At 70.9% G+C, this 12,035-nt stretch carries 9 protein-coding genes; 4 read left to right on the top strand and 5 right to left on the bottom strand.

The features are described 5' to 3' along the window. Positions 1 to 29 precede the first annotated feature (29 nt). Positions 30 to 911 (bottom strand): Cgl0159 family (beta/alpha)8-fold protein, encoded by an 882-nt coding sequence (locus OG875_RS21025; protein WP_330175766.1) that lies wholly within the window; start codon positions 909 to 911, stop codon positions 30 to 32. Beyond that, positions 908 to 1,981, bottom strand: a complete 1,074-nt coding sequence (gene iolC, locus OG875_RS21020; protein WP_330175765.1) for a 5-dehydro-2-deoxygluconokinase — start codon at positions 1,979 to 1,981, stop codon at positions 908 to 910. The genes OG875_RS21025 and iolC overlap by 4 nt, the downstream gene beginning before the upstream one ends. 124 nt (positions 1,982 to 2,105) lie before the next feature. Here iolC and OG875_RS21015 point away from each other — a divergent pair, with 124 nt between their 5' ends. Beyond that, a complete protein-coding gene (locus tag OG875_RS21015; protein ID WP_330175764.1) occupies positions 2,106 to 3,017 on the top strand; it encodes a sugar phosphate isomerase/epimerase family protein in 912 nt (303 codons plus the stop codon). Between the two features lie 255 nt (positions 3,018 to 3,272). Continuing rightward, entirely contained in the window at positions 3,273 to 3,470 is a 198-nt protein-coding gene (locus tag OG875_RS21010) for a helix-turn-helix transcriptional regulator (RefSeq protein WP_330175763.1), read from the top strand. A gap of 102 nt (positions 3,471 to 3,572) precedes the next feature. Here OG875_RS21010 and OG875_RS21005 read toward each other — a convergent pair whose 3' ends face one another. After that, positions 3,573 to 5,861 carry an MMPL family transporter gene (locus tag OG875_RS21005; RefSeq protein WP_330175762.1) on the bottom strand — a complete coding sequence of 763 codons (2,289 nt, stop codon included), beginning with the start codon at positions 5,859 to 5,861 and terminating at the stop codon, positions 3,573 to 3,575. A 153-nt stretch (positions 5,862 to 6,014) separates the two neighbouring features. Here OG875_RS21005 and OG875_RS21000 point away from each other — a divergent pair, with 153 nt between their 5' ends. Both OG875_RS21000 and OG875_RS20995 read left to right on the top strand, forming a co-directional pair. Further along, positions 6,015 to 6,746, top strand: coding sequence for a TetR/AcrR family transcriptional regulator (locus OG875_RS21000; RefSeq protein WP_443079160.1), 732 nt, complete (start codon positions 6,015 to 6,017; stop codon positions 6,744 to 6,746). A 169-nt stretch (positions 6,747 to 6,915) separates the two neighbouring features. After that, entirely contained in the window at positions 6,916 to 7,260 is a 345-nt protein-coding gene (locus OG875_RS20995) for a heavy-metal-associated domain-containing protein (RefSeq protein WP_330175760.1), read from the top strand. A 671-nt stretch (positions 7,261 to 7,931) separates the two neighbouring features. Here OG875_RS20995 and OG875_RS20990 read toward each other — a convergent pair. Together OG875_RS20990 and recD2 are read right to left on the bottom strand one after the other, a co-directional pair. Continuing rightward, positions 7,932 to 9,221: a citrate synthase gene (locus OG875_RS20990; RefSeq protein ID WP_330175759.1), complete on the bottom strand. Its 1,290-nt coding sequence runs from the start codon at positions 9,219 to 9,221 to the stop codon at positions 7,932 to 7,934. Between the two features lie 384 nt (positions 9,222 to 9,605). Further along, entirely contained in the window at positions 9,606 to 11,828 is a 2,223-nt protein-coding gene (gene recD2, locus OG875_RS20985) for an SF1B family DNA helicase RecD2 (protein ID WP_330175758.1), read from the bottom strand. Positions 11,829 to 12,035 lie beyond the last annotated feature (207 nt).

Raw genomic sequence — 12,035 nt, 5'->3', positions numbered from 1 at the left:
CGCTCCGTCTGCGCCGTGCGGGTGTGCCGTCAGAGGAGGCTCACGGCGGTGTCGACGGCCGCCGCGACGTCCCCGTCCACCGGATAGAGGAGCGAACGCCCCACCACCAGGCCCTGCACCGTGGGCAGCCGCAGCGCCCGGCGCCACTTCTCGTACGCCGCCTCCTGGTTGTCGCCGATCTCGCCACCGAGCAGCACGGCGGGCAGGGTGGACGTCTCCATCACCCGTGCCATGTCGTCGGGATCGTCGGTGACGGGCAGTTTCAGCCAGGTGTACGCCGAGGTGCCGCCGAGGCCGGAGGCGATGGCGATGGAGCGGGTGACCGCCTCGGCCGTCAGGTCGTTGGTGAGCCGTCCGTCCCTGCGGTGGCAGAGGAACGGCTCGACGAAGACCGGCAGTCGGCGCTCCGCCATGGCGTCCACGGCGCGGGCGGCCGACAGGAGGGTGTCCGCCGAGCGGGGGTCCTCGTAGTCGACGCGCAGGAGCAGCTTGCCCGCGTCGAAGCCGAGCCGGGCGATGTCCTCGGGGCGGTGGCCGGTGAAGCGGTCGTCCAGTTCGAAGGAGGCGCCGGCCAGACCGCCCCGGTTCATCGAGCCGACGACCACCCGGTCCTCCAGGGCACCGAGGAGCAGCAGGTCGTCGAGTATGTCGGCGGTGGCGAGGACGCCGTCGACGCCGGGCCGGGAGAGCGCGAGGCAGAGCCGTTCCAGCAGGTCGACACGGTTGGCCATGGCGAGCCGGCGGTTGCCGACGGCGAGGGCGCCACGGGCCGGGTGGTCGGCCGCCACGATCATCAGCCGGCCGCCGCGGCGCAGCAGGGGGCGGCGGGCGCGGCGGGCGGCGGCCTCGGCGATCGCCTCGGGGCGGTGCGTACGGAGCCGGACCAGCTCCGACGCGTCGACCCGGGTCACCGGGCGGCGTCCGGTGGGGGTGTTCCCGGGGTGGGGACCGGGCCGCCGGCGAGGACCTGGGCGACTTCCCGGGGGTACGGCATCGCGGAGGAACAGGCGAGCCGGGCGGCGACGATGGCGCCGGCGGCGTTGGCGTAGCGCATGCAGCGCTCCAGGTCCCAGCCGGACAGCAGGCCGTGGCAGAGGGCGCCGCCGAAGGCGTCCCCGGCGCCGAGGCCGTTGACGACCTCCACGGGGACGGGGGGCACCTCGGCGGTGGTGCCGTCGCGGTGCACGGCGAGGACTCCCGCTGGTCCCTGCTTGACGACGGCCAGTTCGGGTCCGGCGGCCAGCAGGGCCTGGGCGGCGGCGTACGGTTCGCGCTCGCCGACGGCGACTTCGCACTCGTCCAGATTGCCCACGGCGACGGTGGCGTGGCGCAGGGCGCGCGCGTACAGGGGCCGGGCCGCCGCCATCAGCGCCCGCTGATCGCCGCGGGCGTCGGGAGCGCCGCCGGGGCCGTCGGCCGGTGCCCGCCAGAACATGGGGCGCCAGTCCAGGTCGAAGACGGTGACGGCGTTTCCGGGGCCGCGCCCGGACGGGCGCCGCTCCTCGCCGCGTGCGCTCAGGGCCGTCAGCGTGGCCGTCCGGCTGGGCTCCTCGCACAGGCCGGTGCCCGTCATCCAGAAGATGCGCGCGGCCCGGACGGCGTCCAGGTCCAGTTCGTCCGGGTGGATCTCCAGGTCGGGTGCCTTGGGCTGCCGGTAGAAGTAGAGCGGGAAGTCGTCCGGGGGGAAGATCTCGCAGAACGTCACGGGCGTGGGCCACCGGTCGACCGGGGTCACCCACCGGTCGTCCACGCCGAACTCCCGCAGGGCGTGGTGGAGATAGTCGCCGAACGCGTCCCGCCCGGTGCGGGTGATGACCGCGGTGCGGCGGCCGAGCCGGGCGGCGGCCACCGCCACGTTCGTCGCCGAGCCGCCGAGGAACTTCCCGAAGGTGTCGACCTGCGCCAGCGGGACTCCGACACGCAGCGGATAGAGGTCCACGCCGATCCGCCCCATGGTGATCACGTCGTACGGCTCCGGCATACGTGTCCCCTCGTTTCGACGGCCGACCCCAGGTGTAGTGGTCTCTCCCGACCCTGTCAACGTTTTGTCCTTACATTCGGACGAACGCTTGACACTCTTCTCGGACGGCCGGGAGGCTGCCCGTATGACCTCCTCCGTGCCCCCGCCGAACCGCATCAGGGTCGGGTCGGCCCCCGACTCCTGGGGCGTGTGGTTTCCCGACGATCCGCGGCAGGTGCCGTGGCGGCGTTTCCTCGACGAGGTGGCGCTGGCCGGGTACGAGTGGATCGAGCTCGGCCCGTACGGCTACCTCCCGACCGATCCGGCCCGCCTCGCCGAGGAGACGGCCGCGCGCGGTCTGAAGGTCTCGGCGGGCACGGTGTTCACCGGGCTGCACCACGGGCCGGCGGTGTGGGACAGCACCTGGGCGCATGTCGCGGACATCGCGGCCCTGACCCGGGCGATGGGCGCCGACCACCTGGTGGTCATCCCGTCCTTCTGGCGTGACGACAAGACGGGTCAGGTCCTGGAGGACCGGGAGCTGACCGCCGCGCAGTGGCGTGATCTGACCACCCAGACCGAGCGTCTCGGCCGGGAGGTGCGGGACCGCTTCGGGCTGACGATCGTGGTCCACCCGCACGCCGACACCCATATCGACGACGAGGACAACGTCAGCCGTTTCCTGGACGCGACCGATCCGGCCCTGGTGTCGCTGTGCCTGGACACCGGGCACTACGCGTACTGCGGTGGGGACAGCGTCAGGCTGATCGAGACCTACGGGGAGCGGATCGGCTATCTGCACCTCAAGCAGGTGGATCCGGAGATCCTCGCGGAGGTCGTCGCCGGGGGGATTCCGTTCGGGCCGGCCGTGGGGCGGGGGGTGATGTGTGAGCCGCCGGGCGGAGTGCCCGCGCTGGAGCCGGTGCTGAAGGCCGCGCGGAAACTGGACGTCGATCTCTTCGCCATCGTGGAACAGGACATGTATCCCTGTCCGCCCGACAAGCCCTACCCGATCGCCGAGCGGACGCGCCGTTTCCTGCGCTCGTGCGGCGCGTAACCCGGCGCTCCCGTCGAACAATTGGGCCAGAGGCGCAGATGTCTCCCATGACATGATTCTGTGACAGACATCCTCCTGACGTCACGCATGTCTCCATTACACGGGTTTTCCGTCACAGGGGCGCGACAGACCCTCCCCCGTCGTCACTCTGCGTCGTTCAAAGGGGCACAGGCTCAGTGATCACCAGCGTCCTCGTCGCAGCTCTCCAGACGGCCCCCCGGCCGCCGCTGCGGCCGGCGCAGGGAGGTGCCCCGCATGACGGACAGAAGTCTCTGGTCCTACAAGGAAATCGCCGCACACATCCGGGTACAGCCGGACACCGTCCGTTCGTACCGCAAGCACGGTCTGCTTCCGCCGCCGGACCACGTGGAGAACGGCAAGCCCTTCTGGTACGCCGATTCCGTCCGCGCCTGGGTGGCCAAGCGCCCGGGAAACAGAGGCCGCAGGGAGTGAGACGCGGGAGCTGAACCCGGACCCGTCGCCGGCCGGCCGGCTGTCGAGGGCCCCGGCGCGTCCACCACCGGTGGGGCGCGGGGCCCTCGGTCGTGTCCGGCCTCAGACCCCGACCTTGTCCCGTTCCCCGGGCCCCGGCACCGCGCCGCCCGCCCCGCCGGCCCCGTGCGCCGTCTCGGGATCGACCGTCGTGGGCGCGGCCCCGCCCTCGCTCACCCCGAACCGGTCGTGGAGGCGGCGCAGCGGCCCCGGCGCCCACCAGGTCGCCCGGCCCGTCAGCTTCATCACCGCCGGAACCAGCAGACTGCGCACCACCATCGCGTCCATGATCACCGCGAGCGCGATACCGAGGCCGAGCATCTTGGTGTTGGTGACCCGCGAGGTGCCGATGGCGACCATCACCACCGCCAGGATCACCGCCGCCGCCGTGATCAGGCCGCCGGTGCGCCGGAGTCCGAAGACGACGGAGCGCTCGTGGTCACCGGTGCGGTCGTACTCCTCCTTGATCCGGGATATCAGGAACACCCCGTAGTCCATGGAGAGTCCGAAGGCGACGCAGAACATCAGCACCGGAAGCGTCGTCTCTATGTCGCCCGTGGGTGTGAAGCCGAGCAGCCCTGACAGGTGGCCGTCCTGGAAGACCCAGACGACCGCCCCGAACATCGCGGTGAGACTGAGCGCGTTGAGCGCCACCGCCTGGATCGGTATGAGGACGCTGCCGGTGAGCAGGAAGACCAGCAGCAGGGTCACGACGACGATGACGGCCCCGGCCAGTGGCAGCCGGTCCGCTATGGAGTCCTTCGAATCGACCAGCACGGCGGCCGTGCCGGTGACGGAGGTGTCGAACGCGGCGGGCTCGGCGCGCAGTTCACCCACCAGCCGTTGGGCGTCCGCGCCCACCGCCTCACCGCGCGGCTGCACCGTGAAGTACGCGTGGTCGCCGGAGACGACCGGCCCCTCGACCCGCAGCACGCCCGGCAGTTTGGCCACCCGCGCGCGGTAGTCCGCGTACTCGGCCTCGGTGGCCGCGCCTTCGCCCAGCACCTCCAGCCCGCCTCCGGGGCTGCCGGGGAAGCCGCTCCTGATGTCTTCCTGGACGACTCGGGCCTCGGCGTCGGCGGGCAGTTGCCGGTCGTCGGCGGTGCCGAACGTGACGCCCAGGAAGGGCAGTCCGAGCAGCACCAGACCCGTGGCCGTCGCGACGGCGAAGAGCGGAGCGCGGCGCATCACCAGGACGGCCGTCCGTCCCCAGCCGCCGCCCTCGTCCGCCGGCGTTCCCGGTCCGGACCCGGCGGCCGTACCGACGGTGGCGGCGGGACGCCCGCGCCGCCGGGTGAACAGCCGCCGCAGATCGAACGAGTTGACCCGGTGCCCGAGCAGCGTGAGCGCGGCCGGCAGCAGGATCAGCGCCGCCGCCGCGGCGAGCAGCACCACCGCCATCCCGGCGTAGGCGAACGAGCGCAGGAAGTACTGCGGGAAGACCAGCATCGCCGCGAGTGACACCGCCACCGTCAGCGCGGAGAACAGCACCGTCCGGCCCGCCGTGCGCAGCGTGGTGCCCACCGCGTCCCGCACTTCCGCGCCCTCGGCCAGCTCCTCCCGGAATCGGCGCACGATGAACAGCGCGTAGTCCACGGCCAGTCCGAGCCCCAGGGCCGTGGTGAGGTTCTGCGCGAAGACCGAGACGTCCGTGAACTCGGTGATGCCGCGCAGCACGGCGTTGGTCCCGAGGATGGCGACGATCCCGATCCCCAGCGGGAGCAGGGCGGCGACCGCGCTGCCGAAGACCATCACGAGCAGGACGAGTGTGACCGGAAGCGCGATCAGCTCGGCCCGCAGCAGATCCTCCTGGATGGTGGTCTGCATCTCGTGCCGGACGGCGACCGGTCCGCCGACGGAGACCTCCAACACCCCCTGTGTGCCGCGCAACTCGGGGGCTATCCGCTCCAGGGTCTCGCCGGCCTCCTTCTCCTCCCCGAGGATCCTGGCGGCGATCAGCGCCTCGCTCCCGTCCTCGGCGCGCAGCGCGGGCGCCCGCGTCTGCCAGTACGACCCGACGCCCGTCACGCCCTTCTCGGCGGCCAGCAGCTCGGTGAGCCGGCGGGCCTCGGCGGCGACGGCGGGATCGTCCACCCCCCGGGCTCCCGCGTCGACGAGCAGCAGGAGATTCGGCTGGGAGGCGGGGAACTCGCGCTCCAGCGCCTGTGTGGCGTACGAGGACGAGGCGGCCGGGTCCTGCCAGCCACCGCTGCCCATCCGGTCGCCGACCCCGCTCCCCGCGAGGACGGCCAGCGCCGTGATCACCAGGGCGGCCAGCAGCGAGAGCCGTGGACGCGCCGTGACGAACCGGGTCCAGCCGCCGGTTCTCGACCTACCGTTGACGTCGGACATGGTGCGGTGTCCCCTTCACCGTGACCCGGGGCACGGGTCGGCGACTGCCGTGGAGTGGCAAACACGAGCGATCGCTCGCATTGGACAAGAATGCGAGCGACCACTCGCGTTTGTCAATCGACACCCACCGATCGAGGGATCCTGGAGGTTCACGTGCCGGAAGCGAGGAGAGGCGGAGCCGTGGAGCGAGGCGTCCAGGACAGCGCGGCCAAGGACGAGGACGCGGCCGACGGCACGGGCAGGCCGCGCCGCCGCCAGGCCCGCGGCGAGCGCCGTATCGCCCAGCTCCTCGAAGCCGCGGGCCGCGTCTTCTGCGCCAGCGGCTACACGGCGGCGAGCACCAACTCCATCGCCCGCGAGGCCGGGGTCTCACCCGGCACGCTCTACCAGTTCTTCCCGAACAAGGAAGCCATCGCGGTCGAGCTGGGCGATGTCCTCCTGACCCGCTGGCGGACCACGTACGGCCGGGCGTTCACCCCCGCCCATCTGAATCTGCCGCTCCCCGAGATGCTGGAGGCGATACTCGATCCGCTGATCACCTTCAACTGCGAGAACCCGGCGTTCAGCGTCCTGATGCACGGGTCGGAGGTCCCCGGACGGGTGGCCGAGGAGCACGACACCCTGCACTCCACGGTGCTCGTGCGGGTCCAGGAGATCCTCGGGGACTATCTCCCCGGCACCCCGCCGGCCGAGCGCGCCAGGACGGCGGACTTCATCTTCGTCCTGTTCAAGGGTGGCCTCGATCTGATCCTGTCGCACGAGGGCGAGGAGCGGGAGGCGTACGTACGGGAGCTGAAGACCGCCATGTTCCGCTATCTGGACCCCCTGGTGGGCGACGCGCTTCCGCACTGCCGCCCCCGGGCGGAGGCGGCCCCGGAGCACTGATCTCCCCCCGCGACCGGCGGCGGCACCCGCCGCAGCGGACCGGGTGGCGGTCCACGACTCGCCTTCATACCCCCTAGGGGTATATCCTCGACAGGCCGGGACCCGCGACACCCAGCCGCGCTCCCCGCGACGCGCCCGTTCCGCACGCCCACCCCCGGAGGAGAACCCCATGGCAGCAGAGACGACGACCCAGACGGAACACGGCCAGACCGCCCGGCCCGCCGGCTCCTGCTGCTCGCCCGGGGGCTCCTGCCACGACGGCACCGCCGGGGCGGAGACGGCGGCGGCCGGCGCGGCGGCCGAGGTGACCACCGTGTACGAGGTCACCGGCATGACGTGCGGCCACTGCGAAGGCGCCGTCACCGACGAACTCTCCGCGCTGACGGGTGTGACCTCGGTGAAGGCGGAGGCCGCCACCGGCCGGGTGACGGTGGTCTCGCAGGTCCCGCTGGACGAGGACGCCGTACGCGCGGCGGTCGACGAGGCGGGTTACGAGCTGTCCGGCCGGTCCTGAACGACCGCGCCGGAGAGGGTCCGCCGGGCCGCCCGGGGTCGCCGGTTGCCGTACGCGAAAAGATTTTCTTCGCCGACGCCGGGCGGCCCCGCCGCTTTTCCGGCCGACTCCGACCGCCGCCGTCCGAACGGCCCCGACAAAAGCGCTGGTCAGCGATCCGACCGGAAAACTCGGCGGACGATGTTTTCGTCTGTTGTCGTAGTAACCGACACTTTGCGCCCCCGCTCCTTCACATGAGGCACAGGACCTTCACAAAGAGATCCAGATCACATAGATTGAGGGGTAACCATCCGGGCAGCTCGCGAGTCTAAGAGGCGATGCCGAGAACGTCTTGGGGGACGTTCATGAGATGTCTTGGGGGATGTCTCAGGCAAGCGTTGGCCGGGGGACGTGCAGCTGGGGAGCTTTGAGCGGCCCCCCTGGTTCGTACGTACCCCGGCAGACCGCGTGGAACTGGCTTCTGCCGGCACCGCAGACGCCCGGCCCGGATCCCGTGGGGGGAATCCGCACCGGGGATATGGGAAGCGCCCCGCTCACCCGACCCGTGGGGGGATCGGAGGCGGGGCGCTTTCTGTTGTTCTGCCGTGCGGGACCCGGAGCCCGTCACGCGTACCGGGTCCGGCGCGCGGCGCCCTCGAAGGGACCGCGCGGGACCCGGCGGGGCCGAGGGCTCAGCGGCTCTCGACGGGAACGAAGTCGCGCAGGACCTCGCCGGTGTAGATCTGGCGCGGACGGCCGATCCGGGAACCGGGCTCCTTGATCATCTCGTGCCACTGGGCGATCCAGCCGGGGAGCCGGCCGATCGCGAAGAGCACGGTGAACATCTCGGTCGGGAAGCCCATGGCCCGGTAGATCAGACCCGTGTAGAAGTCCACGTTCGGGTAGAGGTTGCGCGAGACGAAGTAGTCGTCCGACAGCGCGTGCTCCTCCAGCTTCAGCGCGATGTCGAGCAGCTCGTCGGACTTGCCGAGCGCCGAGAGGACATCGTGCGCCGCCGCCTTGATGATCTTCGCCCGGGGGTCGAAGCTCTTGTAGACGCGGTGGCCGAAGCCCATCAGACGGACGCCGTCCTCCTTGTTCTTCACCTTGCGGATGAAGGAGTCGACATCGCCGCCGTTGGCCTGGATGCCTTCGAGCATCTCCAGGACCGACTGGTTGGCGCCGCCGTGCAGCGGACCCCAGAGGGCGCTGATGCCGGCGGAGATCGAGGCGAACATGTTCGCCTGCGACGAGCCGACCAGGCGCACGGTGGAGGTCGAGCAGTTCTGCTCGTGGTCCGCGTGCAGGATCAGCAGCTTGTCCAGGGCCGAGACGACGACCGGGTCCAGGTCGTACTCCTGGGCGGGAACGGAGAACGTCATCCGCAGGAAGTTCTCGACGTACCCGAGGTCGTTGCGCGGGTAGACGAAGGGGTGGCCGATCGACTTCTTGTACGCGTACGCCGCGATCGTCGGCAGCTTGGCCAGCAGCCGGATCGTGGAGAGGTGGCGCTGCTTCTCGTCGAACGGGTTGTGGCTGTCCTGGTAGAACGTCGACAGCGCGCTGACCACGGAGGACAGCATCGCCATCGGGTGCGCGTCCCGGGGGAAGCCGTCGAAGAAACGCTTCACGTCCTCGTGGAGCAGGGTGTGCTGGGTGATCTCGTTGCGGAAGGACGACAGCTCGTCGACCTTCGGGAGTTCACCGTTGATGAGCAGGTAGGCCACCTCGAGGAAGGTCGAGCTCTCGGCCAGTTGCTCGATGGGGTAGCCGCGGTAGCGGAGGATGCCCTGCTCACCGTCGAGATAGGTGATACCGGATTTGTAGGCGGCCGTGTTGCCGTAGCCGCTGTCCAGTGTCACCAGGCCGGTCTGGGCCCGCAGCTTCCCGATGTCGAAGCCTTCGTCGCCGACGGTGCTGTTGATCACCGGGTAGGTGTACTCGCCATCGCCGTACCGCAGTACTACAGAGTTGTCGCTCACGTCATCCCTCACCGACGTAGTGCCTCTTCTTCGAGGTGCCCTGACTGTCTCTACCATCCCCCATTTGGCTCAGGAGAGTGCACTCGGGGTCGACCATTGGGCCTATTCGCGGCACTGAGTGCCGCGAACTTCCACATCCTGCCCCGTTCGCCCCGGTTCCGAAAGTCCGGGGTGGGCATTGGATGCGCCGGGCACTCGTTCGGGCGGGGCATTCCGCCCGAACACACCCACGCGGGCGGCTCCGCGACCGCGCCCGGCTCTCGCTCCGGCGCACTCGACCCGCGCCGCCGACCGACGGCGGTCGGTGATCGACGGCGGGCGCCGATCACCGGTGGGCGCCGGTGGGCGGTCGGCGGTCACTGGTCGGCGATCGGCGAGGCCCGCTCAGAGGGCGGCGGGCCGGAGGCTGCCCGAGAGCCGGTGGTCGAGGGCGGTGAAGCGGCGGCCGGCCGAGACCGTACGTACCGCCTGGCCTATCGCCTTCCGGGAGCCGACCAGGACGACGAGCTTCTTGGCCCGGGTCACCGCCGTGTACAGCAGATTCCGCTGGAGCATCATCCAGGCGCCCGTGGTGACCGGGACGACCACCGCCGGATACTCGCTGCCCTGGGAGCGGTGGATCGTCACCGCGTACGCGTGCGCCAGCTCGTCCAGCTCGTCGAAGTCGTACGGCACGTCCTCGTCCTCGTCCGTCCGCACCGTCAGGCACTGGTCGTCCAGGTTCAGCGAGGTCACGACCCCGACCGTGCCGTTGAAGACCCCGTTCCGGCCCTTGTCGTAGTTGTTGCGGATCTGGGTCACCTTGTCGCCGACCCGGAAGACCCGCCCGCCGAGCCGCTTCTCCGGCAGCTCGGGCCGGGCGGGGGTGATGGCCTGCTGGAGCAGGCCGTTGAGCGTGCCCGCGCCGGCCGGGCCCCGGTGCATGGGCGCCAGTACCTGGATGTCGCGCCGCGGGTCGAGCCCGAAGGTGGCGGGGATGCGGCGGGCCGCGACATCCACCGTCAGCTTCCCGGCCTCCTCCGTGTCGTCCTCCACGAAGAGGAAGAAGTCGCTCAGGCCCTGGGTGAGCGGCTGGACCCCGGAGTTGATCCGGTGCGCGTTGGTGACCACGCCCGACTGCTGGGCCTGCCGGAAGATCCGGGTCAGCCGCACCTGCGGCACCGGCCCGCCTTCCGCCAGCAGGTCCCGCAGCACCTCCCCGGCGCCCACCGACGGCAGTTGGTCGACATCCCCGACGAGCAGCAGATGCGCACCGGGTGCCACGGCCTTCGCGAGTTTGTTGGCGAGCAGCAGATCCAGCATCGACGCCTCGTCGACGACGACCAGATCGGCGTCGAGCGGCCGGTCCCGGTCGTACGCGGCGTCCCCGCCCGGCTTGAGCTCCAGCAGCCGGTGAACCGTGGACGCCTCGGCGCCGGTCAGCTCCGCGAGGCGCTTGGCCGCGCGGCCGGTGGGCGCCGCCAGCACCACCTTGGCCTTCTTGGCCTTGGCCAGCTCCACGATCGAGCGGACCGTGAAGGACTTGCCGCAGCCCGGCCCGCCGGTCAGGACGGCGACCTTACGGGTGAGGGCGAGCCGCACCGCCGCCTCCTGCTCGGGGGCCAGCTCGGCTCCCGTACGGCCCGCGAGCCAGGGCAGGGCCTTCTCCCAGACGACGTCCTGGAAGGCGGGCATCCGGTCCTCCCCGGCCCGCAGCAACCGCAGCAGCTGTGCGGACAGCGACAGTTCGGCGCGGTGGAAGGGCACCAGATAGACGGCGGTGACCGGCTCGCCCCCGTCGGGGCCCGGCACCTTCTCCCGGACGACTCCCTCGTCCTCGGCGGCGAGTTCGGCCAGGCAGTCGATGACCAGACCGGTGTCGACCTGGAGAAGCTTCACCGCGTCCGAGATGAGCTGCTCCTCGGGAAGGAAGCAGTGGCCCTGGTCGGTGGACTGGCTGAGCGCGTACTGGAGTCCGGCCTTGGCGCGGTCCGGGCTGTCGTGCGGGATGCCCACGGCCTGGGCGATGCGGTCGGCGGTGAGGAAGCCGATGCCCCAGACGTCGGCCGCCAGCCGGTAGGGCTCGTTCCGTACGACGGAGATCGAGGCGTCGCCGTACTTCTTGTAGATGCGGACCGCGATCGAGGTGGAGACGCCGACGCCCTGAAGGAAGATCATGACTTCCTTGATGGCCTTCTGCTCCTCCCAGGCGGCGCCGATCATCTTCGTCCGCTTCGGGCCGAGGCCGGGCACCTCGACCAGCCGCGCGGGCTCCTTCTCGATGATCTCCAGGGTGTCGACACCGAAGTGCTCGACGATCCGCTCGGCGATGCGCGGGCCGATTCCCTTGATCAGGCCGGAGCCGAGATAGCGGCGGATGCCCTGGATGGTCGCCGGCAGGACCGTCGTGTAATTCTCGACCGTGAACTGTTTGCCGTACTGCGGGTGCGAGGCCCAACGGCCCTCCATCCGCAGGGACTCGCCCGGCTGCGCGCCGAGGAGCGAGCCGACCACGGTGAGCAGATCGGCGCCCCGGCCGGTGTCGACACGGGCGACGGTGTAGCCGTTCTCCTCGTTGCTGTACGTGATCCGCTCAAGAACGCCTTCGAGCACGGCCAGGTTGGACATGATCCGACGCTACCGCCCGGGTCCGACAGTCCGCGCGCCCTGTGGACAACCGCCCTGTGGACAACTCCCCGGCGCGCGCCGTTCCGTGCCCGTGCCCGTGCCCGTGCCCGGAAAAGCCTCAGGGGCCCGGTCCACCGACCGGGCCCCACGCGCTCCCCCCTCCGAACAAGGCTTCCCGATCCCCCCGGACCCCTCCCCGGAAGCCTT

Origin of the sequence: Streptomyces sp. NBC_01498 (assembly GCF_036327775.1) — a bacterium.
Classification (GTDB): domain Bacteria; phylum Actinomycetota; class Actinomycetes; order Streptomycetales; family Streptomycetaceae; genus Streptomyces.
Note: the sequence above shows the minus strand (reverse complement) of the source record. Positions and strands in the feature narration are given on the sequence as shown.